This is a genomic window from Herbaspirillum sp. C7C2 (genome assembly GCF_022627865.1).
GTDB classification, from domain to species: Bacteria; Pseudomonadota; Gammaproteobacteria; order Burkholderiales; family Burkholderiaceae_D; genus Herbaspirillum; species Herbaspirillum frisingense.
This window is the reverse complement of sequence record NZ_JABXGI010000001.1, coordinates 89,862-113,272: the sequence shown is the minus strand read 5'-3', so window position 1 is coordinate 113,272 and position 23,411 is coordinate 89,862. Positions and strand designations below refer to the sequence as shown.

Below are 23,411 nucleotides of genomic sequence, written 5' to 3'. Positions count from 1 at the left end.
TGGCCTCAGCTGGTGGCGACCCGACCGAAGAAGCCGGAGGGGCGGAACAGGATGAACAGGAACAGCACGATGAAGGTGATGGCCTCGCTCCATTGCGGCTCGAACCAGGCCAGCGCCAGGTTTTCGGCCAGGCCCAGCAACAGGCCGGCGCAGGCGGCGCCACGCAGGCTGCCCACACCGCCCACGATGGTGGCGGCCAGGCTGATGAGCATGACGTGGTGACCGATGGCTGGATTGAGTCCCGAGCCGGCCGCCGACAGCAGCGCTGCCGGCACCACCAGCAGCGAACCGAGTGCGAACACCATCATCGACAGCCGGCGCGGCGACAGGCCGTAGGCGCGCACCAGTTCCGGGTTCTCCGAGAGGGCGCGCATGGCCATGCCGGTATGGGTGCGCATGAGGAAGAGCTGCAGTGCGAAGAAGAACAGCAGCGCGATCACGATGGCAATGCCGGCCAGCGGTGACACATATAGCCCCGGCAGCCATTCGACGCTGCGCGAGAGCGGTGTGCTGACGGCCACGAAGCTGCGTCCGAACAGCATGCCGCACAGGTTCTGTACCACGATGCCGACCCCGAAGGAAGCGACGAAGACGGTGAAGAACGATCCCTCGTGCTTCTGGATCGGTACATACACGAAGCGGTTCAGCGCCAGTCCGAACAGGACCGCCGCTGCAGCCGAAGCCAGTACCGCCAGGCTCCAGTGCCACTGGGCGATGGACAGCAGGTCATAGAAGACGTAGGCGGCGATGGTAAAGGTGGAGCCGTGGGCGAAATGGAAGATGCGGGTGGAGCCGAAGATCAGCGAAAACCCCACCGCAATGAGCGCATACAGGGCGCCCACCTGTACTCCATTGATCAATAGCTGTAGCAATAGCATGTCTGGATCCTCCGGGTGCCGTCCGGCGACGGACGGCACGCTCCTGTAGTTGCACCGATGGCCGAGATAGCGGCTCAGCGGGCCGAGGTGCTGACCACCTTGCCACCCTTGCCGTCGATCTCGTTGATCTGCATCGGCATGGTGACCGTACCGTTGGCCGCGAAGCTGACCTTGCCGCCGACCAGGTCGAAGCTGGCGCTCTCGATGCGCTGCTTGAGCAGGTTCTCACCGGTGACAGGCAGTCCCTTCTTGATCAGTTGCTGTGCCAGCAGGCCGAACATGCGTACCGCGTTGTAGTAGTTGGCGATATAGGCCGTGGGCATCTTGTTGTACTTCTTGCGGTAGTCGTCGACGAAGCGTCGCGTCACCGGATCCTGTGAATTCCAGTCGATGTTCTGCGAGGTGTAGAGCGAGCCGGCGGCCTCGGGCAGGGCATTGATTTCCGGAATCGAGAAGGCGGTATAGCTGGCGAACTGCTGCTTGATGCCGTTGTCGCGGAACTGCTTGACGATCTGCGACTGCTGCGAGCCGTAGGAGGCCACGTAGATCACGTCCGGATTGGCGGCCCGCACACGCGCGGCGATGCCGCCGAACTGCTGCGCCGTGGCCGGCACCGACAGGGCTTCTACCAGCTTGCCACCGGCACCGGGCAGCACGCTTTCCATTTCCTTGCGGATGGCCTGGCCGAGCGGGTCATCGACATAGACCAGCACGAAGTTCTTCAGCTTGCGCTCGTTGATCAGGTAGGGAATGATGGCCCGCACTTCATAGTTGGCCAGCGGGATGATGTTCCAGAAATAGGGGCCGAGTTCGGCCAGGTCCGGCCCGACGCCGCCACCGTTGACGGCGACCGTCTTGCTGCGTCCGGCAATGGTGGAAATGGCCTTGGAAACGCCGGTGAAGGCCGACAGTACATAAGGAACCTTCTCCACGTTGACCAGCTTGTTCATGCCGATCACCCCCTGTTGCGGCAGCGCCTGGCTGTCTTCGTACTGGATGCTCAGCTTGCCGCCCAGCATCTGGTCGGCATTGATGTGGTCGGCTGCCAGATTGGCACCTGAACCGAAGATGTCGCCATAGGAGGCGTTCGGGCCACTCATCGGGAACAGCGCGCCGATGCTGATGTCCCCCGCGTGCGCCAGATCCGGTGCGGCAGACATTGTCAGTGCGCAGGCCATGATCCCGGCCGTCCATGCCTTGTTCCACTTGCTCATGTTCATCTCCTTGTCTCCTCGCTTGTGATAGGCGCTGGTCGGATGGCCGCGCCGGTTTGTACCGTCAATGCCCCCGAAAGACGGGGTTGCGTTTTTCGCGGAAAGCGCTCACGCCCTCCCGGTAGTCATCGGTATGGCCGAGCGCACGTTGACCCTCGGTCTCCAGGTCGAGCTGGCGTGCCAGGTCGTTGTGGGCGGCGGCATGGATGGCGGCCTTGGTCAGACCCAGGGCACGGGTGGCGCTGCCGGCCAGCTGCTGCACCAGCGCCTGGCTGGTCGCTTCGAACTGCGCGTCGTCCACGCAGCGCCAGATCAGGCCCCAGTTGGCCGCCTGTTCGGCATCCAGCCGCTCGTTGAGCAGGCACAGCCCCAGGGCACGCGCCGTGCCGATGCGCTGTGGCAGAAACTGCGTGGCACCACCGTCTGGCATCAAGCCCAGTCGTGAGAAACCCTGCATGAAGTAGGCCGAGCGAGTGGCGATGACGATGTCGCAAGCCAGCACCAGGGTGGCGCCTACGCCCACCGCCAGTCCATTCATGAGGCACACCACGGGCACCGGCAAGGCACGCAGGCGCAGCATCAGGGGTTTGTAGTAACGCTCCAGGGCTGCACCGAGATCGCGCTGCTGGCCGGGCGGCAGCGGCGCGCGGTCGCTCTGGTCCTGGCCGGCGCAGAAGGCGCGTCCGCGACCGGTCAACACCAGCACCCGCAAGTCCGACTCGCCTTCGATGCGATCGAGGAAGGCACGAATCTGCTCATGCATGGCGTCGTTGAAGCTGTTGAGCCGCTCCGGCCGGTTCAGCGTAATGCTGGCCACGCCCTGCTCGAAGCTGCACAGTACGGAACTGTCCTCCATGGCGCTCATCCCTTACTCCTGCTCGCGCAGGTGGGCGCTGGCGCGGGCTTCGATCTCGTGCCACAGCTGATAGGACATGGGCGACTCCGATTCCTCCAGCAGATGGCCGACCAGGCCGATGGCGCGCGCCATCACGCCGAAGCCGCGCACGATCTTCCAGGGAAAGCCGAACTCGCAGCAGATGGCGCCCAGCGCGCCGGTGGCATTGATGGGCAGCTGCTTGCCGGAGGCCCGTTCGGCCTCCTGCTGGATCAGCTGGATCAGTTGCACATAGCGTCCCGCCATGCCGTTCTCCTGCGCCAGCGCGAACAGGCGTGGGGTACGTGGATCGATGGGCTTGTGCACCGGATGGCCCAGCCCGGGAATGATCTGCCGGCGCTCGCGATAGTGCGCCACCGTCTGCACTGCCAGGGTCGGCAGGTCAGCTTCGTCGCCAGCCTGTTCGAAGGCTTCGTAGAGCATCCGGGCGGCGCCTTCGGTGGTGCCGACGAAGACCGTACCCAGTCCGCACAGGCCGGCTGCCACTGCTGCTTGTAGCGACTCCGGCGCACCGGCATAGGTCATGCGTGCGGCGATCGCACTGGGAGTGATGCCGTGTTCCACCAGCGTGATCAACAGGGCGTTGAACATGTTGGATTGTTGCGGCGTGGCAGTCTTGCCGGTCAATTGCAGGTAGGCGAAGTCGCCCAGGTTCATCTTGCCCAGGATGTCGTCGGGTAAGCTCTTGCCGCGCACCACGATGCGGTCGGCCGTGCTGAAGGCGATGTCGGAGCGGATCGGCTGGTTGTTGCTGGTCATGGGGTCTCCGTGGAGAAGTTCGAAGGCGTGGCATCGGTCATTTCGGCGGTACCGTTGGCGAGCACGATCACATCGCGTTCCAGCGCACGCATCTGGAACTGCAGGTGGCGACCGTCACGCCAGATTTCGGTACGCAGGGTTTCACCCGGGTAGACCGGGGCGGAAAAGCGCGTGGCCAGGGCGCACAGGCGGCTGGCGTCGTAATCGCAGCAGCTGCGTAGCAGGGCGTGGCAGGCGATGCCATAGGTCGCCAGGCCGTGCAGGATGGGCCGCCCGAAACCGGCACGCAGGGCGGTCTGTGGATCGGCGTGCAATGGGTTGCGATCGGAAGAGAGGCGATACAGCAGTGCCGCCTCCGACCGGGTCGGCAGGTCACAATGCAGATCTGGCGCGCGCATCGGGACCGTTGGCATGGGCGCCGACGGGGCATCGGCTGGCGTGTGCGCATCGCTGAAGCCGCCGTCGCCACGACAGAAGCTGGTCTGTTCCACCGTTGCCAGCAGCTCGCCGCCGGCATCGCGCAATTCGCGCTCCACGATCAGCAGCGCGCCCTTGTCACGCCCCTTGTCGATCACCGCCCTGACCCGCGAGCGGCCGACCACGCTGCCGCTGGCCGGCAATGGGCGATGCAGCCGCAGGCGCTGTTCGCCATGGACGACCTTGAGCAGGTCCACCCCGGCTTGCGGCGCGCCCATCCACAAGCCGGGGTGCGCCAGGATCACCGCCATGCTTGGCAAGGCCTGCAGGCGGGCCTCATAGACGTAGCGCAGGGCTCCGTCGCGTTGCCCGTCGTCGCTGGTGGCGGCGGCTCCCAGTCCCACTGCCAAGGCATAGCGCATGGTGTCATCGGCGTCGTAGGCGTGCTGCAGGACCGGGAATTGCCAGTTCTTCAGGGTCTGGTAATCGATGCTCATGATGGGCTCGTTGCCGTGACCGGTTCAGACCGGGTCCCACTGGAAGACATCGGCGGAGCGTTCCAGCGGCACGAAGCTGGCCTTTAGGGCTGGCATGGCATGCTCGGCCACGGTCTGTGCGGTCCAGCCCTCGCCACGGTGGATGGAGCGCAGCGGACGCGGCTGGCTCATCAGGAAGATCTCATTGTTGCGCACCGTGAAGACCTGGCCATTGACGTCGGCGGCAGCGTCGCTGGCCAGATAGGTGGCCAGCGGCGCGATCTTGTCGGGTGTCATGCGCTTGATCTTGTCCACCCTGGCCTGCTGTTCCTCGTTCTTGACCGGGATGGAACTGATCATGCGGCTCCACGCAAACGGCGCGATGCAGTTGGAGCGCACATTGAATTTCTGCATATCCAGTGCGATCGATTTGGACAATGCCGTCAGTCCCAATTTTGCGGCCGAATAGTTGGCCTGACCCAGATTGCCGATCAGGCCCGAGGTCGAGGTCATGTGCACCAGGCTGCCCGATTGCTGTTCGCGGAAGTGCAGCGCCGCAGCGCGACTGACGTGATAGGCGCCATAGAGGTGGACCTTGATCACGGCATCCCATTCGTCGCCACTCATCTTGTGAAACAGGGCGTCACGCAGGATGCCGGCGTTATTGACCACGCAATCGACGCGACCGAAGCTGTGCACTGCCTGCTCCACGATGCGTGCCGCGCTGGCGGCGTCGGCCACGCTGTCGGTGTTGGCCACAGCCTGGCCACCGGCCTGTCGGATCTCATCGACCACCTGCTGCGCCGGACCGGCGCTGGCGCCTTCACCGGTGAGCGAGACACCGATGTCGTTGACCACCACGGCGGCGCCCTGCTGCGCCATCGCCAACGCGATTTCACGTCCGATGCCGCCACCGGACCCGGTGACGATGACGACCTTTCCTTCCAGCATGCGGGGAGTGCTCATCTTTTTTCCTGTGCGGGAAACGACGGGCAAAGCTGCGCCCTCGCGCCGGTCTGCGCGTTGTCGTTTCGGTTGATCGGTGGTGCCGGTTCCGGTCGTGACCGGGATCCGGTGAACGCTGTGCGCCGTGACTCCTGCGGGAGTGGCGGCAGCGAACTGCTGCTGATGCTGACGTGATGGTGTTGCTCACACGTGCGGACTGCTACGACGGGTGTGGCTGGTGTCTCGTGTGTTCTGCTGTTCTTGTATGCGCTTGACGGTGCTGCGGGTACTGCGATGTGCGTATAGTCTGGAAGAGCCAAAACAGTGTCAAGCCGGCCGGGGACGATGTTCCGTACAACGGAATGAATTTTTTTCTTCCATCCTCCGTGTCACTGGTCGTCCGGCCGGCAGCGGCCAATTGCGCGCCGCAAGAGAAAATCCGAGTGCCTCTAGAAGTCCCCAGAATACAAGGCGGATTCGGGATAGCTGCATCGCATCAAAGCTGGTCAGGAATCTGCGGATGATCTGCGCCGTTGGAGAGAAAATTCAAAACTGCATTGGAAATTCCAAAGTACGGAACATAAAATATTCATCGGTTGACCCTCGGCGGATCGTTGTCGCAAGGTAGCGTCCAGGAAACAATCCCGCGCCTGGCGCTCTGCGCAAGGCCGGACCATAGAGGGCAAGGAGACCCGGTGAATCTGATCATTGCAGCGGCATCCATGGCCGCCGGTCGCGCATGAGCACGGCGACCCGCCAGCCTCACCCGCAGGCCCCACGGCAGCGGCGCGCACGCATCAAGGATGTGCGCCTGGTGCTGCGCGCTCCCCATCCGCCCGGCTATCGCGCAGGTGCCGATGCCGGTACGGTCGGCGAGAGTGCGGTCATCAAGCCGGTCGAACGCGGCTTCGCCGTGCTGGATGCCTTCCTCGGTACCGACGAGTGGCTGGCCAACCAGGACCTGGCCGCGCGCACCGGTCTGCCCAAGGCCACGGTGTCACGCCTGACGCAGACGCTGACCGCCTTGGGCTATCTCGGCTACAGCGAACAGCGGCGCAAGTACCGGCTCGGCGTGGCCGTACTCACCCTGGGTTTTGCCGCCATGGTCGATGCCGACGTGGTCCTGCAGGCGCGTGCACTGATGCAGAAGCTGGCCGACGACAATGGTGTCTTCGTGGCGCTGGCCGGACGTGACGGACTGGACATGATCTTCTTCGAGAACTGCCATAGCGCTTCCAGCAATGCGACCGTGGGACTGGGTGTGGGCGAACACCTGCCGATGGCATCCTCTCCAGTGGGATGGGCCTTGCTGGCCTGCCTGCATGAAAACGAACGCAATTACCTGCTGGACCACATGCGCCCCTATCACAAGCGTGACGAATGGATGCTGCTGCGCCAGAAGCTGGCCGATGCCCAGCAGCAGATCGCCGACAAGTCGTATTGCCTCTCCACCGGTGACTGGGGGCCGGAGATCACCGTACTGGCGGCGCCGCTGCAACTGGCGCAACGCATGCCCATGGTGCTCTTGTGCGCCGGCCCTGCGCGTAGCCTCAGCAAGGCCCGTGTCGAGCAGCGCATCGGTCCGCAACTGCTGGCCGTGCGTGCGCGCCTGGGGGCGGGCACATGAGTGGCGCTGCAGGGAACCGGCGTGCGGTACGTCAATTGCCGGCCGCAGCGGCGGGGCAGGCCGATGAGCGTAGCGAGGCCGGACAGGCCGCCACCCATTCGCTGGAGCGCGCGCTGTTGCTCATGAAGGTTTTTCAGGGCAGCGCCAAGCCCTTGTCGCATGCCGAACTGGTGCGTCGCAGTGGCTACTCCAAGGCGTCGGTCTCGCGCCTGACCGCCACCCTGGTGGCCCTGGGCTATCTGGATCGCGCACCGGATGGCGTGCGGGTGCAGGTGGGTGTGCGCGGCTTGCGACTGGGGCAGCGCTACCTGTCCAATAGCCTGGTACAGGATGCGGCCCGTCCTATCATGCAGGACTTCGCCGACCGCTTCGACATGTCCGTCGGGCTGGCCGTGGCCGATCAGCTGGACATGGTCTATATCCAGTATTGCAATGGTCGCAAGATCGCCACCTTGAGACTGGGCGTGGGACGTTCGGTGCCGATGGCGCTCAGTTCGATAGGACGCGCCTACGTCTGGTCACAGTCGCCGGAGCAGCGCCAGCGCCTGCTGTTCGGCATATGGAAGAAAAGCGGCGAGCACGGCCCGCAGGTGGTGGCACGTATGGAGCGTGCCTTCGGCGAGCTCGATGCCCATGGGTATTGCCTGGCGGCCGGCGAATACCAGCGCGACACCTTTGCCATCAGCGTCCCGCTGGCGCTGGGCAATCCACCGCTGCGCATGGGCCTGAACTGCAGTGCCGTGGGAGCGCTGCCGGATCGCGAGGTGATCCGCGAACAGCTGGCGCCAGCCTTGATGAAGACTGCCCGGCTGCTGATGCTGGAACTGGAAGAGGTCGACTCCAGCTGCTTCTGAGCGACTTCCGGCTGAGGGTACCTAACGCGGCAACTCCTGCGCCTGCCATTTCTTCCAAAGGCGCCGTGTGCGCGCATGACCATCCCCGGCCTGTCCGCTCAGGAAGCCGCGGACCCAGGCCACGCTGGGCGCCAGCCGGGCCTGCCGGCGCTGCAGTTGCTGCAGCAGGGCGTCGGCCACGACCAGGTCGTTCTGCTGGCCGAGCTGATCCTGCAGGCGGGCCAGCGCCTTGAGATAGGGGCGGCTCTTCTTCTCGCCATACAGGGTCAGGAAGAATTCGATGTCATAGCGCATCTTCTTGGCGGCGATGCGGGTGCGGTGACGGGCGCGAGCGCTTTCGTCCATGTGCGCGCCGCGTTTGTTCAGCCGCTTTTCGTCCTGACGCAGATGCTGTCGGGCAAAGCGTGCCAGGGCTTGCTCCTGGGCTTGGCGGTTGTCCCCCGTGGCGGTCGTGCGCCAGCCGGCCTGCAGCAGCCAGCGACTGAATTGCAGCACCAGTGCGGTGTAGCGCGGCGAGGCTACGGTCTCGACCGCCTGCGCATGTTGCTTGCGCGCCTGGATCAGGGCGGCGTGACGTACCGCCTCAAGATCGATTCCCGCGATGCTGTCTGCTGCCAGGCCCGGCAGGGTGGATAGGGTCTGGGTGGCCAGCACGTCCCAGTCGCGGGCGTGGCCGATGGCTTCGGCGATCCAGGTGAATTCCTGCTCCAGTGCAGCGGGCAGGGCGATCACCTCGCCGAACAGGCTGAAGGCAGAACGCAGGCGTCGCAGGCCTACGCGCATCTGGTGCAGGCGTTCGATGTCGCCGCTGTCCTGGTCGGCAATGTCGTTGGCCTGGATCTGCGCCACGCAATTGCCCACCACTGCGAGGAAGGCCTGTTCCACCGGCATCTTGCGCGCCAGTTGCAGCGCCGTGGCGCGGCTGGCGGACGAGACCGGTGCCGCATCGCCGCGCCGGGCCTGATGGAACAGCGTATAGCCGCGCTGTGCCTTGCTCTGGATGCCGATGCGCAGGGGCAGGTCCTGCAGCAATTGCAACGCGAAGTCGAACAGGGCATTGACGTCACCGCTCTTGAGCTCCAGTTCGATCTCGCACACCGGCGACTGCAGCGTGCCGTGTTCCACCGTCCCCTGGTCCAGTACGCATTCCACTTCGGTGCCGTCTTTCAGCCGCAGGTCCCACACCATGCGCTGGATGCGGGTGCTGAAGATGGGCGTGATGCGTGCCGCCACCTCGTCGGACAGGATCTCGGCCACCTGCTCGTCGTCGCCGGCCACCAGTGCACGCAGCGCGAGCAGGTCCGGGGTCTCCGCTGCCACCTGCGACTCCCACTCGTTGCGCTGATGCAGCCCGCCGGACACGCCGCCGCCGGCCTTGAGGGTCTGGATGAATTCATTGCCGGTGCGGCGCACCCGCAAGCCGGCATCATGACGACGCAGCAGCAGGTCGGGGGTATCGAAGTAGGTGCCGGTCTGGTCCTTGATGCGCGGCGCAGCCAGGGCATGGCGCTTGACCAGCGGATGACGGATGAAGGCTTTGGTGTGGGCCGGGGCGAGCAGGAGTTTCAGTTCGGTTTCCATGAGGGGGTCCGTTTCGGTTGGAAGTAGGGGGCCGTCGGCAGCGGTGGCGAAGTTGGCGAGGGCGGCGGCGGGTGCGCCTGGCGCTGCGCCATGTAGCGCGCCGGTGGCTTGCCCAGGGTCTTCTTGAACATGGTGATGAAGGCGCTGACCGAGTCATAGCCCAGGTCCTGCGAGACGCGTTGCACCGAACTGCCCGAGGCCAGGCGCTGCAGCGCCACCATCAGGTGGATCTGGCGCCGCCAGCGGCCAAAGCTCATGCCGGTCTCGGCCTGGACGAAGCGGGCAAAGCTGCGTTCGCTCATGGCGTGGCGCTGGCCCCACTCGGCCACGGTGCTGCGGTCGGCCGGCTGTTCGGCCAGGCGCCGGGCGATCTCGCGCAGGCGCGAATGCTGGGGCATGGGCAGCGGTGGCGGCAGGTGCGTGGGCTGGGCCTGGCGTTGGCTGTGTTCCAGTTCTTCCACCAGTACCGCCGCCAGGCGCGCAGTACGTTCATGGGGGGCGTAATCCTGCGCCTGCTCGGCCAGGTGGCAGATCATCTGTACCAGCAGGGGCGTCAGTGCGAGTGTGCAGCAGGTGGTGGGCATGCGCGCCGCATCAGGATCGATGAACAGGAAGCACAGCTGGCCATCCAGTGTGACCCGGTTGCTGTGCGGCACGCCGGCCGGGATCCACACCGCCGATTGCGGCGGCACGATCCACATGCCCTGCGCCGTCTCGCAGGTGACCGCGCCATGCAGTGCCACCACCAACTGACCCTTGCGATGGCTGTGGAAGGGCGTTTCCCGCTCGCTCTCGTGGGTATGCACGCGCAGCGCCGTCACGGCGGCGGCCAGGCGGTCCGGATCGTGTTCGACGAGGCTGGCGTAGAGAGTGGGCATATGCGTGGTCATGCGGCGGCAGGGCAGGTGGGTTGACCGTTTTTAGCAATATCCTGGCATTGTAGCCAAATACGTCCACGCTGCGATTGGCTAAGCTTGGCGCTCCATCTTTCCGCCCGCTGCCATGCACGCTACCGACACCGATTCCTCATCCCCAGCCGCCAGCCCGTCGGCGGTGCGCCGCGCCGGCCGCCTGTGGCTGGTGGCCGGCATCCTGCTGATCGCCGCCAACCTGCGCGCCCCGGTCACGGCCGTGGGGCCGGTCATGGAACTGCTGCAGCAGACCTTTGCGCTCTCGGCAGGGGCGGCCGGACTGATGCTGACCTTGCCCCTGCTGTGCTTTGCGCTCATTTCGCCGCCGGCGGCGCGGCTGGCCCGAAGCCTGGGGCTGGAACGCGCCCTCTTGCTGGCCTTGCTGCTGATCGCCGCCGGCATCGTGTTGCGCTCGACCGGATCGATGGCCGCGCTCCTGGTAGGGACCTGCATCATCGGCTGTGGTATCGCCGGCGGCAATGTCCTGCTGCCCAGCCTGCTCAAGCGCGACTTCCCTGACCAGCTCACGCGCATGACCGCGATCTACGCCCTGACCATGGGTGGTGCCTCGGCGCTGGGCTCGGTGTGTGCGGTGCCGCTGGCCGGCGCCCTGGGCTGGTCATGGGCGCTGGCGACCTTCATCGTGCTGCCGCTGGTGGCCATCCTGGTCTGGTTGCCCCAGTTGCGCCGTGCCACCCGCCCCGCTGCCATGCCGGCCCGCGCTGCGTCCATGTGGCGCCAGCCCCTGGCCTGGCAGGTGACTTTTTTCCTCGGCACCAATTCGCTGGTGTATTACGTGGTCACCGCCTGGCTGCCTTCGATACTTGCCGCCAATGGTCATAGCGCGGTCGAGGCCGGCAACCTGCATGGCCTGATGCAACTGGCCTCGGCCCTGCCGGGCTTGCTCCTGATCCCGCTGGGCGGGCGCATCCGCGACCATCGCCCGGTGGCTGCCAGCATGTCGGCGGCCACCGTGCTCAGTCTGGTCGGCCTGATTGCCTGGCCGCAAGCCTCCATCGTCTGGGTGCCGCTGTTCGGGTTTGGCACCGGCGCGGTGCTAATCCTGGGCCTGGCTTTTGTCGGCACCCGGGTATCGACGCCACCCCAGGCCGCGGCGCTGTCGGCGATGGCGCAAAGCGTGGGTTACCTGCTGGCCGCCGCCGGTCCCATCCTGATGGGCCGCCTGCACGATGCCAGCGGCCACTGGACCGTGGTCCTGGCCTTGTGTGCGGCCGGTGCGGTACTCATGGGTGTGCTGGGCTGGCTGGCCGGCAAGCCGGGCCGGGTGATTGCCTCGCCTTGACGCTAGTCCACGGCATTGACGGCATGCCGACAAGACCTGACCGACCAGTCGACCGTGGCATGGTCGATGGCGGCATGCACGGGTGAACCGGCCAGCTCGGTGACGATGCCCCGGGCCGCCCACTGGCCGTTAGCGACCGAGGTCCACAGGAGCATGTCGACGACCATCCCGTCGTCCTGTACGCAGATGCGCCGCAGGATGAATCCGGGCTGTTGCCTGAGCCATTCGTCGACATCGGCATTGGCCGCGATGAATTGCTTCATCGTCACGCCGGGCGCGAGGTGAAAGCGCGTGATCTCCATTGCCTGCGCCATCATGCCTCCGGGTGTTGCCAGCTCTTGTAGACGAACTCCAGGCTGTAGCCATCCGGGTCCAGTACATTGGCGGCGTAGTAGCGCGGATCGTAATAGGTGCGTGCTGCCGGCGCGCCATTGTCGGTGGCACCGGCGGCCATTGCCGCCGCATAGGCTGCCTGTACTTCATCACAGCTATTGGCGACGAAGCCGACATGGGCGGCCTGTCCTTCTACCTTGCCCTCGCGTAACCAGAAGAACATGCGCCCACGGGCGCCGAAGCCTTTCAGGTCAGGGTGTCCGGGCGGACCATCCTTGCCGTCATAGTCATGGCGTGCAGTGATGCCCAGTGGCGCCAGGGTCGCCGTGTAGAAGGAGATCGAGCGTTCAAGGTCGCTGACCGACAGAAATAGGTGATCCAGCATGGCGTCGTTTCTTTCGTGAAGCAGGGTTTGTCGGAAGCCTTCAGCTTAGCCACTCAGGCGCAGACTCGCCTTGCCGGTTCCTGCCTCAAGCCTGCCTGTTTCTGCTTTTCCATTGCCGGCGTGCCGGCATCCCGGTTCTAATGCGCAGATGGAAGATCAATTGAACGAACTACGCCAGCTCGCCGCAGGGGCCGAGAACCGGCGTACCGAGACCGGCATTGCGCGCGTGGCCATGGTGCAGGGGGAGATTCCCCAGCACCAGCTGGCCGCCGTCTACGATCCCATGGTCAACCTGATCCTGCGCGGCAGCAAATCCATGACCGTCGGCGGCAGCACCCTGCATTACGATCCTGCGACCTATTTCGTGATGTCGGTAGACCTGCCGGCAGCCGGGACTGTCCATCCGGATGCACAGGGGAATCCCTATCTTGCGGTGAGCCTGACGCTGGACCCCGGCATCATCGTCAAGTTGCTGGGCGACCTGCCGGACCATATCGGGCGACCAAAAAACTCAGCCGGTTTTTCGGTGGCGTCGGTGACGCCGGAACTGCTCGATGCCTGGATCAGGATGTTGCGCCTTATGGGGCAGCCGGCCGACATTGCCGCGCTGGCCCCGGTGTATGAACGTGAAATCCTCTATCGTGTCCTGCAGGGGCCGATGGGCTGGATGCTGCGCGACATCGCCCTGCCCGACAGCGCGCTGGCGCGGGTCAATGCGGCAATCCAGAGAATACGTCGCGACTATGCGCAAGCCCTGCGCATCGAGGATCTGGCCGATGGCGTGGCCATGAGCGTGTCTGCCTTCCATCGCCACTTCAAGGCGGTCACCGCGATGAGCCCGCTGCAATACCAGAAGCAGATCCGTCTGTTGCAGGCCCGTACCTTGCTGGTGGCCGCGCGCTATAACGTCAGCGCCGCCGCCCATGAAGTGGGCTACGAGAGCGCGACCCAGTTCAGCCGGGAATACGCACGTGAGTTCGGCAGTCCTCCCGGTCGTGATGCCGAAAGGATAGTGCGCGAGATGAAGCCCTAGGGACGTTGAAAAAGCCGTGCCGTGTCGCACAGGTTGCCATGGCTCTGCGATGTGTGACCGGGTGAATGCGGCTGAAGGGTTTGTCTCCGCCCGCATCCAGTCTCACCTCAGCCCTTGCCGGCTCGGCTTCGCGCCACTCGCCCACCCTCCAGCGTGCCGCCCTTGTACGGCACGCGTCCCGACGGCACCACCACTGCCGCCTTCTGCACATGCCCCTCCTGATCGTCGAAGAACATGTGGGCGCCGAAGGCCTGCAATACCTCCGCCTTGTTCAGGCCACCGAGGAAGAAGGCTTCGTCCACCGTCACGTTCCAGGTACGCAGGGTGTGGATCACGCGCTGGTGTGCGGGACTGTTGCGGGCCGTGACGATGGCGATGCGCACCGGGCACTGCTTGGGCGGAAACTGTTTCTGGATCGCCGACAGGGCCAGCAGCAGCTTGGCGAAGGGGCCTTCCTTCATGGCCTTCTTGCGATGCCGCTGCTCGTGGCGGGCGAAGGCCTCCAGGCCTTTCTCGGCAAAGATGCGTTCGGACTCCGCCGAGAACAGCACGGCGTCGCCGTCGAAGGCGATGCGGATCTGGTTGTCCGGTGCGCTGTAGTCCAGCGGTGCCGCATACAGCTGCGCAGCGGCCACGCCGGCATCGATGGCTTCCTGCACGTCACCGGTATCGCGTGACAGGAACAGGTCGATCTTGAAGGCCTGCAGGTAGGGTGCGGTCGGTCCACCGCCAGTGAAGGCGGCACGGCTGATGTCGAGCTTGTGGGCGGCGATCGCGTTGAAGGCGCGCAGGCCGGTATCGGGCGTGTTGCGCGAGATCACCACCACTTCCACCAGCCGGCGTTCCGGGATCAGTTCATTCAATTGCAGCAGCGCCTTGACCAAGGGGAAGGCCGTGCCGGGTTGCAGCGGATCGTTCTCGTGGGCGCGCTGGTAGTCAGCGTAGGTCTCGACGCCTTGCTCGTCGTAGATGGCGTTTTCCACCTCCAGGTCGAACAGGGCGCGGGAGGAAATTCCGATGACGAGCTTGTCCGAGAGATCGTAGGGCATGCGGCGAATCCGTAGCGGGAAACCGTCGATTGTAGAGCCAGCCGCCCGGCGATGCAGCTATGGCTCAGATATTCACATTCTTGATGTCTGGAGCGAACGGCTGGATATAACACTCCAATTTCTTTCATCTCCTTCAAATTCTTGCAAAAAGGGGGTGTTACTCCGCGTAAAGAGAAAAAATCGGATTGCCGGCCTCAAAATAAATTTGTATGATGACCGGATAACCTGACGATAAAACGACCGCGAGACAGCATGTTTCAGAAAATCCCCGCCCAGGCCCTGAGCGACACGGTAGCCCGGCAATTGCTGGAAAACATCGATGCCGGCGCCTTCCCGCGTGGCAGCAAGCTGCCGACCGAAGCGGTGCTGGCTCAGCAGTTCGGCGTCAGCCGCACGGTGGTACGCGAGGCCATCGCGCGGCTCAAGCATGAGGGCGTGGTCGAGCCGCGTCAGGGAAGTGGGGTGTTCGTCACCGAGCAGGCCGGCATCAAGCCCTTGCGCATCGATTACACCGAAGTCAGTTCGCCCGACGCGGTGCTGCAGATCGTCGAGCTGCGCCGCGCCATCGAGGCCGAAGTGGCAGCGCAGGCGGCCAAGCGTCGCAGCGCCGAGGACCTGCGCGCCATCGACGATGCGCTGGCGCAGATCGGCGCCGATGTCGCCGGCGGCGGTGACGGCGTGGCGGCCGATGTGGCCTTCCACCGGGCGCTGGCGCAGGCCACGCGCAATCCCTACTTCATCAAGACGCTGGAATTCCTGTCGCAGTACCTGGAGGCGGCCACGGCGGTCACCCGGGGCAACGAGGCCCGTTATGAGGACTTCTCGCGCCAGGTGCGCGAAGAACATGAGGCCATCGTCGAGGCGATCCGTGCCGGCGATGAAATGGCTGCGCGCAATGCTGCGCAGACCCACATGTTCAATGCGGCGCGTCGCCTGAGCCAGGGCCAGGCCTGAAGCCGGCGGCGTCAGATGAGCCGCACGTAAGAAGCAAGCAGCAAATGAGCAGCACATGATTCGATGATCTGGCGGGGACTTCCCTCCAGACCAAGTTGGAAATACGGACGCCGGCATGAGCCGGCGTCGCATCATCAACCCGGCGCAACGTCCTGCCCTCATTCATCGGCAGCGGCGCCAACAACGCGGAGGCAATTATGTCCAGGAATGTAGGTGTGATCGGTTTGGGTGCCATGGGTTATGGCGTGGCCAGCTCGCTGTTGCGTGCCGGCTTCAACGTGCATGCCTGTGACGTGCGCAAGGAAGTTCTGGACAAGTTCGCCGCCGCCGGTGGCGTGGCCTGCGCCAATCCGGCCGAGCTGGCCAAGTCGGTGGACGTGGTCATCACCCTGGTGGTCAATGCTGCCCAGACCGAGACCGTGCTCTTCGGTGAGAACGGTGCCGTGGCGCAGATGAAGCCGGGCAGCGTGGTCATCTCCAGTGCCACCGTGGCGCCGGACTTCGCCATCGAACTGGGCCAGCGCCTGGCCGCCAAGGGCCTGCTGCTGCTGGACGCGCCGGTCTCCGGTGGCGCCGCGCGTGCCGCCTCCGGTGAAATGACCATGATGACTTCCGGCCCCGCCGAGGTCTATGCCAAGATCGAAGACGTGCTGGCCGGCATGGCCGGCAAGGTCTACCGCCTGGGCGACACCCACGGCATTGGCTCCAAGGTCAAGATCATCAATCAACTGCTGGCCGGCGTGCACATCGCCGCCTCTGCCGAAGCCATGGCCCTGGGCCTGCGCGAAGGCGTCAATCCGGATGCGCTCTACGACGTCATCACCCACAGCGCCGGCAACTCCTGGATGTTCGAAAACCGCGTGCCGCACATCCTCAATGGCGACTACACCCCACTGTCGGCCGTGGACATCTTCGTCAAGGACCTGGGCCTGGTGCTCGATACCGCCCGCCGCAGCAAATTCCCGCTGCCGCTGTCGGCCGCTGCCCACCAGATGTTCATGATGGCCTCCACCGCCGGTCATGGCGGCGAGGATGACTCGGCCGTCATCAAGATCTTCCCGGGCATCGACCTGCCGCCGGCCAAGGCCAAATAAGTCGTCGGCAAGACGCCGTCACCACCACAGAATCGAGGAGCTTCCATGTCCCAATCCCGACCCTTGCTGGGCTGCATCGCCGATGATTTCACCGGCGCCACCGACCTGGCCAACATGCTGGTGCGCGGCGGCATGCGTACCGTGCAGACCATCGGCGTGCCCAGCGAAATGCCCGGCGTCGCTGCCGACGCACTGGTGATCGCGCTGAAGTCGCGCACCGTGCCGGCTGCCGAGGCCATCGAACAATCGCTGGCCGCGCTGCGCTGGTTGCAGCAACAGGGCTGCACGCAGTTCTTCTTCAAGTACTGCTCCACCTTCGACTCCACCGACGAAGGCAACATCGGCCCGGTCACCGACGCGCTGATGAAGGAGCTGGGCGTGGACTTCACCATCGCCTGCCCGGCCTTCCCGGAAAACGGCCGTACCCTCTATCGTGGCTACCTGTTCGTGGCCGATGCGCTGTTGAACGAATCGGGCATGGAAAGCCATCCGCTCACGCCCATGACCGACGCCAACCTGGTGCGCGTGCTGCAGCGCCAGACCGAGTCCAAGGTCGGCCTGGTGCGTTACGACACCGTGGCCCGTGGCGCGGCGGCCACCCAGGAGCGCTTCACCGCGCTGCGCACCGAAGGCGTGAAGATGGCGATTGCCGATGCCGTCTCCGACAAGGACCTGTTCACCCTGGGTGAAGCCTGCGCCGAACTGAAACTGATCACCGGCGGCTCCGGCGTGGCCCTGGGCCTGCCCGAGAACTTCCGCCGCGCCGGCCTCCTTACCGCCGCCGGCGAAGCCGCACAACTGCCCAAGGTCGATGGCCTGTCGGTGGTGCTGGCCGGTTCCGCTTCCAAGGCGACCAATGCCCAGGTGGCCGAATGGAAGGCCAAGCGTCCGGCCTTCCGCATCGATCCGCTGGCCCTGGCCCGTGGCGAAGACGTGGTGGCCCAGGCCCTGGCCTTTGCCGACGAGCGCATCAAGAACGAACCGGTGCTGATCTATGCCACCGCCACCCCTGACGAAGTCAAGGCGGTGCAGAAGGAACTGGGTGTGGCCAAGGCCGGCCATCTGGTCGAGCAGGCGCTGGCCAGCATCGCCGCCAGCCTCAAGCAGCGCGGCGTGCGCCAGTTCGTGGTGGCCGGTGGCGAGACCTCCGGCGCGGTGGTGCAGGCGCTGGATGTGCGGGCGCTTCGTATCGGCCCGCAGATCGATCCGGGTGTGCCGGCCACGGCCACGCTGGATGAGCAACCGGTGGCACTGGCCCTGAAGTCGGGCAATTTCGGCAGCGTCGATTTCTTCGAAAAGGCACTGCGCTACCTCGACGGGAAAACCGCATGAGCCAGGAAAGCCAACTGCGTGAAGAGATCTGTCGCATCGGTGCTTCGCTGTACCAGCGCGGCTACACCGTAGGCTCGGCCGGCAACATCAGCGCCCGCCTCGACGACGGCTGGCTGATCACGCCCACCGACGCCTGCCTGGGCTATCTCGATCCGGCCGCCATCGCCAAGGTCAATGCGGCCGGCGAATGGGTCTCGGGCGACAAGCCCTCCAAGACGCTGGTACTGCATCGCGCGATCTACGACAACAATCCCGAGATGCATGCCGTGGTGCACACGCACTCCACGCATCTGGTTGCGCTGACCATCAACGGCGTATACAGCGAACAGGACGTGCTGCCGCCGATCACGCCGTACTACGTGATGAAGGTCGGCCACATCCCGCTGATCCGCTACGCCCGCCCGGGTGCACCGGAAGTGGCCGAGCAGGTCGCCAGGATCGCCACCAGCGTGCGCGGCGTGCTGCTGGAACGCCTCGGCCCGGTGGTCTGGGAGAGTACGGTGTCCAAGGCCGCCTTCGCGCTGGAAGAACTGGAAGAAACCGCCAAGCTGTGGCACCTCGCCGGTGGCCGCGCCACGCCGCTGGAAGAGCCCGCGCTGCAGGATCTGCGCGATACCTTCAAGGCGCGCTGGTAGGCCAGGCGATTTCAGGCAGGTCCGGACAAGTTTGCGCAAGTCCGGGCCAGCCCAAGGAAGCTCGCGCCACCCAACAGCAACAACGCAATCATGGCGGCCATCGTATGGCCGCCATGCCCTGCCTGCGCCCATCGTCAGGAGATAGGTGCAGGAATGGGACAAGAAAGCCGGCGCAAGACCGGTCCATCAATGCCGGGTGCCAGCCTCTTTCGGAAGGAAAGGCTGGCGCCCCGATTGAATCCATAAATTGCCCGTCAGACCACGGGCACCAAGCAACCAGCGGCCGCAGCTGCAGCCGCGACACTCTTAGGGAGATGTAACACCATGACCACCGCAAGCAACACCGGCGTCGGACTCGACGTCAACGACAAGACCAAGGACGGTCTGTACAAGAAAGTCTTCTGGCGCATCATGCCCTTCCTGATGCTGTGCTACGTGATCGCCTACCTGGATCGCGTCAACGTCGGCTTCGCCAAGTTGCAGATGTCGCAGGACCTGGGCTTTTCCGAGACCGTCTTCGGTCTGGGCGCGGGCCTGTTCTTCATCGGCTACTTCCTCTTCGAAGTGCCCAGCAACATCCTGATGCACAAGGTCGGCGCGCGTATCTGGATCGCCCGCATCATGATCACCTGGGGCCTCCTCTCGGCGGCCTTCATGTTCGTGCAGAACGCCACCCAGTTCTACATCCTGCGCTTCCTGCTGGGTCTGGCCGAGGCCGGTTTCTATCCCGGCATCATCCTGTACCTGACCTACTGGTTCCCTTCACACCGTCGTGCCAAGGTGATCGCGGTGTTCATGTCCGGCATCCCCGTGGCCGGTATCCTGGGCAACCCGCTGTCGGGCTGGATCATGGATGCCTTCCACAACAACGGTGGCCTGGAAGGCTGGCAGTGGATGTTCCTGATCGAAGCCATTCCCGCCGTGCTGATCGGCGTGGCCACGGTCCTGTACCTGGACAACGACGTCAAGAGCGCCAAGTGGCTCAGTGACGACGAAAAGAAGTCCCTGCAGGCTGACATCGACGGCGACGCCAAGGGCAAGGAGAGCAAGCACGGCTTCGGCGCCATCGTCAAGGATGCGCGTGTCTGGCTGATGTGCCTGATCTACTTCTCCTTCGTGATGGGCCAGTATGGCCTGACGCTGTGGATGCCGACCCTGGTCAAGGCCACCGGCGTGAAGGGCAACCTGGAAATCGGCCTGCTGTCGGCCATTCCCTTCGGCTGCGCCATCATCGCCATGAACCTGATCGGCCGTAGCGCCGACCGCATGCGCGAGCGTCGCTGGCACCTGGTGATCCCGGCCCTGATGGGTGGTGTGGGCTTCGTGGGCGCCGCCCTGTTCGCCGACAACACCGCCGTGTCGATCGCCGCACTGTCGCTGGCTGCCGCTGGCGTGCTGACCTGCGCACCGTTGTTCTGGTCGCTGCCGACGTCCTTCCTGTCGGGTGCTGCTGCTGCCGTCGGTATCGCCGCCATCAACTCGGTGGGCAACCTGGCCGGTTTCGTCAGCCCCTACCTGATCGGTTACTTCAAGGACCTGACCCAGAGCAATGCGACCGGCATGTACATGCTGGCCATCATGCTGGTGGTAGGTTCGGTCGCCACCCTGATGACCAAGCCCAGCGTGGTCAACAAGTAATGTGATGTCCCGTTCGAAGCCCGCATGCCTGTGCCTGCGGGCTTTGACGTTTTCTGCACCGTCGGTGTCTGCGCGGCGATCCGCGTTCGCGCTACACTGGCCCCCCTTCGTTATCAAGGAGAACCCGATGCTGCGTTTTGCCGCCAACCTGAGCATGATGTACGTGGAACACGATTTCCTGGACCGCTTCGCCGCCGCCGCCAAGGATGGCTTCTCCGGCGTCGAGTTCCTGTTCCCCTACGACTATCAGCCGCAAGAGATCAAGTCGCGCCTGGAGGCCAACGGCCTGACCCAGGCGCTGTTCAATGCGCCTCCGGGTGACTGGGCTGCCGGCGAGCGCGGTATTGCCTCGCTGCCGGGCCGCCAGGATGAATTCAAGCGCAGCATCGACACCGCGCTGGAATACGCCGCCGTGATCGGCAACCAGACCCTGCACGTGATGGCCGGCCTGATCAAGCCTGATCAGGATCGCGCACAGCACCGCGCCGTGTACCTGGACAACCTGTCCTACGCCGCGCACCAGGCCGAGTCCGCTGGCCTGACCGTGGTCATCGAGCCGATCAACACCCGCAACATTCCCGGCTTCTTCCTGAACCGCCAGGATGATGCGCAAGCCATCTGCGCCGAAGTGGGCGCACCCAATCTGAAGGTGCAGTTCGACTGCTACCACTGCCAGATCGTCGAGGGCGACGTCGCCGTGAAGCTCAAGCGCGACATGCCCGGCATCGGCCACATCCAGATCGCTGGTGTGCCGGAACGTCACGAGCCAGACGTGGGCGAGCTGAACTATCCCTACCTGCTGAAACTGATCGATTCGCTGGGTTACCAGGGCTGGATCGGTTGCGAATACAACCCGGCCGGCGCTACCTCGGCTGGCCTGGGCTGGCTGAAGGCCCTGGCCGAACAGGGACTGACGACGCTGAAGAAGTAAGTGCCCAGGCGCCCGCAAGTTGGGCGTCGATGCAACGGAATGCCGCCCGGTGTTGTGCCGGGCGGCATTTTTTGTTGATGGTCAGAGGGTTCAGGCGGAGGGCTGACTTCGTGCAGCACCGGTCTTGGCGGGACCTTTTTCTTCATCGGCCTTCCGCGATCGGGGCTTGGCGACGGAAGACTGAGTCGACGCCGATTTCCTGATGGGCCTGCCTTTCGTCGCAGGCTTCGCAGGTTTGGCAGCGGCAGGTTTTCTCGCTTTGCGAATTGCCCGCGCGGGGCTGATGCTCAAGCGGATGCCAAGCGCGCCCAGCAGGCGCAGGATCGTTCCCAGCCTCGGTTCGGCGCCCGGCTTCAGGGTCTTGTAGAGGCTCTCCCGTCCCAGCCCGGCCTTGCTGGCAACTTCCGCAATGCCGCGGGCGCGGATGACGTCACTGAGTGCGGCCATCAGGAAGGCAGGATCGTTCTCTTCGAAGGCGGCCTCGAGATAGGCGACCATTGCCTGGTCGCTGTCGAGATAGTCCACCGGATCGAACACGGAGACTTGCAGATCCCCGCTGTTGAATTTCCGACTTGTCATGCTGGCTCCCTTGATGTCCTGGCCGAATCACTTCTTCCTGAGTTGCCGCCAGAGTTCCCTGGCTGCCAGAATGTCGCGCGCCTGAGAAGACTTGTTGCCGCCACATAGAAGGAGATAGGTTATCTCTCCTTCGCGGGCGAAATAGACACGATACCCAGGGCCATACGCTATCCGCATTTCACTGACGCCATCGCCCACAGGTTCGCAGTCGCCGAGGTTACCCTGTCCCGCACGTACGATGCGGGCCACGATTCGCGAACGCGCCCGCAGGTCCTTCAGACCGGCCAGCCACGTCTTGAACTTTCCTGTTTCCTTGATGGTGTACATCGACGGCAGCCTGATCATTGAACGCGATATCGCGCGCAATTGTATCCATATGGATACTTCGCTGCCGAAGCGTCATGTTACCAGAAGCGGAAAATCGTGAAATGACGAGCGCGCACGCCGGCATCGTACCGGTCGTACGCAATACGGAAGGGGAAGAAGAGGTGTTGGTGGAGCAGAAATTCAGAACAGATCGATTTCCCCACCCACCGGCTTGGCCTGCAGCTTGGAGGCATATTCGCGTTCGCGGCTGGCCAGGTCGGCGCCGGCGTCCTTGATCTTCTTGACCAGCACCTTGCCGCTGCGGGGGAAGAAGTGGACCTTGCGCGGCCAGATGTCGTTGAGGTCTTCGGCCACCACGCGGATCTTTTCGGCGGAGAGGAAGCTCCTGACGAAGGCGGCATTGCGTTCGCCGACATTCATTGCATTCATCCCGCGCAACACCGCACCGCCACCAAATACCTTGCATTCCAGGTTTTCGCGCCGGGCGCCGGCCTTGAGGACGTCGTTGATCAACACTTCCATGGCATAGGTGCCGTAGCGCATCGAAGCCGAGACGGGGCTATCGGCCTCGCCACCGCCGTCGGGCAGCATGAAGTGATTCATCCCGCCCACGCCGCTGACGCGATCGCGCAGGCAGGCTGATACGCAGGAACCCAGTACGGTGACGATCATCATGTCGGCGCCGGTGTAGTAGTACTCGCCCGGCAGGATCTTGGCGGTTTCGCAGTCGAAGGCCCGGTCGTGATAGACGTAGGAAGCGAAATTCTCCGGCTTGTTGATGACGGTCTGCATACGGGCCCCTGGCTGTTCTGGTGATCCCTGTGAGGGATGGTGACTGTTTTTGCTGTTCCCATTGTCAGTCAGCCATCGTGCTGCCGGTATCGGGGATTTCCTGAGCGAGAACAGGCTTGTGGCGGTGCGGTAATGAGGGATATCCGCAATCGCCGCCGGTATCGGCACCGTGCTACCCTGCGCTCCCTCGACATGACCCGATCCCGGTCCGCTCTGACGGAGACGATTTGTACAGGCATTCCCCAAATGCCGGAGACAGGCATCGGACAGGCAGTTGAATCCGGCAGGCACGCCGCGGGCAGCGACCCCCGCCCCGCGATGTGCGCCGTGGCCCCGCGCGGCCACGCCCGGTCGCCGATACGCCGCCAGGCAGTGGCGCGTATTGCACGTGGCGCCTCATGTCGCGCCTGCCCTCCACGGCAGGTGTGCAGGAAGCGTCCCGCACCGGTTGTCCGACTCCCGCGCCTGG

General features: G+C 64.5%; 24 protein-coding genes. 10 read left to right on the top strand and 14 right to left on the bottom strand.

Going from position 1 to position 23,411, the window contains the following annotated elements; genetic code table 11:
• Window positions 1-5: 5 nt before the first annotated feature.
• From HWE04_RS00550 to HWE04_RS00525, 6 genes are all read right to left on the bottom strand, one after another.
• A complete protein-coding gene (locus HWE04_RS00550; RefSeq protein ID WP_039873933.1) occupies window positions 6-878 on the bottom strand; it encodes a branched-chain amino acid ABC transporter permease in 873 nt (290 codons plus the stop codon).
• A gap of 74 nt (window positions 879-952) precedes the next feature.
• Window positions 953-2,092 carry an ABC transporter substrate-binding protein gene (locus HWE04_RS00545; RefSeq protein WP_241811200.1) on the bottom strand — a complete coding sequence of 380 codons (1,140 nt, stop codon included), beginning with the start codon at window positions 2,090-2,092 and terminating at the stop codon, window positions 953-955.
• A gap of 64 nt (window positions 2,093-2,156) precedes the next feature.
• Entirely contained in the window at window positions 2,157-2,957 is an 801-nt protein-coding gene (gene paaG, locus HWE04_RS00540) for a 2-(1,2-epoxy-1,2-dihydrophenyl)acetyl-CoA isomerase PaaG (RefSeq protein ID WP_241811199.1), read from the bottom strand.
• 3 nt (window positions 2,958-2,960) lie between these two features.
• Entirely contained in the window at window positions 2,961-3,746 is a 786-nt protein-coding gene (locus HWE04_RS00535; RefSeq protein ID WP_077236147.1) for a citryl-CoA lyase, read from the bottom strand.
• On the bottom strand, window positions 3,743-4,660 hold the full coding sequence (locus tag HWE04_RS00530) for a MaoC family dehydratase (protein WP_241811198.1): 918 nt from the start codon (window positions 4,658-4,660) through the stop codon (window positions 3,743-3,745). Before HWE04_RS00530 ends, HWE04_RS00535 begins: the two co-directional genes overlap by 4 nt.
• Window positions 4,661-4,684: 24 nt before the next feature.
• Complete coding sequence (locus tag HWE04_RS00525) at window positions 4,685-5,590, bottom strand: SDR family NAD(P)-dependent oxidoreductase (protein WP_241811530.1); 906 nt, start codon at window positions 5,588-5,590, stop codon at window positions 4,685-4,687.
• A 733-nt stretch (window positions 5,591-6,323) separates the two neighbouring features.
• Here HWE04_RS00525 and HWE04_RS00520 point away from each other — a divergent pair.
• Together HWE04_RS00520 and HWE04_RS00515 are read left to right on the top strand one after the other, a co-directional pair.
• A complete protein-coding gene (locus HWE04_RS00520) occupies window positions 6,324-7,211 on the top strand; it encodes an IclR family transcriptional regulator (protein WP_006461452.1) in 888 nt (295 codons plus the stop codon).
• A complete protein-coding gene (locus tag HWE04_RS00515) occupies window positions 7,208-8,065 on the top strand; it encodes an IclR family transcriptional regulator (protein ID WP_152486608.1) in 858 nt (285 codons plus the stop codon). The genes HWE04_RS00520 and HWE04_RS00515 overlap by 4 nt, the downstream gene beginning before the upstream one ends.
• A gap of 21 nt (window positions 8,066-8,086) precedes the next feature.
• On the opposite strand, the gene HWE04_RS00510 is transcribed toward HWE04_RS00515, so the two are convergent.
• Window positions 8,087-9,646, bottom strand: coding sequence for a CYTH and CHAD domain-containing protein (locus tag HWE04_RS00510; protein ID WP_241811197.1), 1,560 nt, complete (start codon window positions 9,644-9,646; stop codon window positions 8,087-8,089).
• Window positions 9,631-10,524, bottom strand: a complete 894-nt coding sequence (locus tag HWE04_RS00505) for an AraC family transcriptional regulator (RefSeq protein ID WP_241811196.1) — start codon at window positions 10,522-10,524, stop codon at window positions 9,631-9,633. The genes HWE04_RS00510 and HWE04_RS00505 overlap by 16 nt, the downstream gene beginning before the upstream one ends.
• A 124-nt stretch (window positions 10,525-10,648) precedes the next feature.
• Here HWE04_RS00505 and HWE04_RS00500 point away from each other — a divergent pair, with 124 nt between their 5' ends.
• Entirely contained in the window at window positions 10,649-11,860 is a 1,212-nt protein-coding gene (locus tag HWE04_RS00500; protein WP_241811195.1) for an MFS transporter, read from the top strand.
• Between the two features lie 2 nt (window positions 11,861-11,862).
• Here HWE04_RS00500 and HWE04_RS00495 read toward each other — a convergent pair whose 3' ends face one another.
• Window positions 11,863-12,162 carry a hypothetical protein gene (locus tag HWE04_RS00495; protein WP_241811194.1) on the bottom strand — a complete coding sequence of 100 codons (300 nt, stop codon included), beginning with the start codon at window positions 12,160-12,162 and terminating at the stop codon, window positions 11,863-11,865.
• An 11-nt stretch (window positions 12,163-12,173) separates the two neighbouring features.
• Entirely contained in the window at window positions 12,174-12,578 is a 405-nt protein-coding gene (locus HWE04_RS00490; protein WP_182993151.1) for a VOC family protein, read from the bottom strand.
• 160 nt (window positions 12,579-12,738) lie between these two features.
• Here HWE04_RS00490 and HWE04_RS00485 point away from each other — a divergent pair, with 160 nt between their 5' ends.
• The gene (locus tag HWE04_RS00485; protein WP_006461459.1) at window positions 12,739-13,611 is read left to right on the top strand and encodes an AraC family transcriptional regulator; all 873 of its coding nucleotides are present in this window, start codon (window positions 12,739-12,741) and stop codon (window positions 13,609-13,611) included.
• 107 nt (window positions 13,612-13,718) lie between these two features.
• Here the strand turns inward: HWE04_RS00485 and HWE04_RS00480 are convergent, their stop codons facing one another.
• Entirely contained in the window at window positions 13,719-14,660 is a 942-nt protein-coding gene (locus HWE04_RS00480; RefSeq protein WP_241811193.1) for a 5'-nucleotidase, read from the bottom strand.
• Between the two features lie 252 nt (window positions 14,661-14,912).
• Between HWE04_RS00480 and HWE04_RS00475 the strand changes: the two genes are divergently transcribed.
• The 6 genes from HWE04_RS00475 to otnI all read left to right on the top strand — a co-directional run bounded on the left by HWE04_RS00475 (window position 14,913) and on the right by otnI (window position 21,244).
• The gene (locus tag HWE04_RS00475; RefSeq protein ID WP_006461461.1) at window positions 14,913-15,614 is read left to right on the top strand and encodes a FadR/GntR family transcriptional regulator; all 702 of its coding nucleotides are present in this window, start codon (window positions 14,913-14,915) and stop codon (window positions 15,612-15,614) included.
• Between the two features lie 197 nt (window positions 15,615-15,811).
• Complete coding sequence (gene ltnD, locus HWE04_RS00470) at window positions 15,812-16,708, top strand: L-threonate dehydrogenase (RefSeq protein ID WP_102663687.1); 897 nt, start codon at window positions 15,812-15,814, stop codon at window positions 16,706-16,708.
• 45 nt (window positions 16,709-16,753) lie between these two features.
• The gene (gene otnK, locus HWE04_RS00465; RefSeq protein WP_241811192.1) at window positions 16,754-18,040 is read left to right on the top strand and encodes a 3-oxo-tetronate kinase; all 1,287 of its coding nucleotides are present in this window, start codon (window positions 16,754-16,756) and stop codon (window positions 18,038-18,040) included.
• On the top strand, window positions 18,037-18,675 hold the full coding sequence (gene otnC, locus HWE04_RS00460; RefSeq protein WP_241811191.1) for a 3-oxo-tetronate 4-phosphate decarboxylase: 639 nt from the start codon (window positions 18,037-18,039) through the stop codon (window positions 18,673-18,675). The genes otnK and otnC overlap by 4 nt, the downstream gene beginning before the upstream one ends.
• A gap of 324 nt (window positions 18,676-18,999) precedes the next feature.
• Entirely contained in the window at window positions 19,000-20,313 is a 1,314-nt protein-coding gene (locus tag HWE04_RS00455) for an MFS transporter (protein ID WP_182993146.1), read from the top strand.
• Between the two features lie 127 nt (window positions 20,314-20,440).
• Complete coding sequence (gene otnI / locus HWE04_RS00450) at window positions 20,441-21,244, top strand: 2-oxo-tetronate isomerase (RefSeq protein ID WP_077236125.1); 804 nt, start codon at window positions 20,441-20,443, stop codon at window positions 21,242-21,244.
• A gap of 90 nt (window positions 21,245-21,334) precedes the next feature.
• On the opposite strand, the gene HWE04_RS00445 is transcribed toward otnI, so the two are convergent.
• From HWE04_RS00445 to cheD, 3 genes are all read right to left on the bottom strand, one after another.
• Window positions 21,335-21,823 carry an addiction module antidote protein gene (locus HWE04_RS00445; RefSeq protein ID WP_241811190.1) on the bottom strand — a complete coding sequence of 163 codons (489 nt, stop codon included), beginning with the start codon at window positions 21,821-21,823 and terminating at the stop codon, window positions 21,335-21,337.
• Window positions 21,824-21,850: 27 nt separating this feature from the next.
• The gene (locus HWE04_RS00440; RefSeq protein WP_006461468.1) at window positions 21,851-22,150 is read right to left on the bottom strand and encodes a type II toxin-antitoxin system RelE/ParE family toxin; all 300 of its coding nucleotides are present in this window, start codon (window positions 22,148-22,150) and stop codon (window positions 21,851-21,853) included.
• Between the two features lie 180 nt (window positions 22,151-22,330).
• Entirely contained in the window at window positions 22,331-22,942 is a 612-nt protein-coding gene (cheD, locus tag HWE04_RS00435; RefSeq protein WP_102663692.1) for a chemoreceptor glutamine deamidase CheD, read from the bottom strand.
• Between the last annotated feature and the right edge of the window lie 469 nt (window positions 22,943-23,411).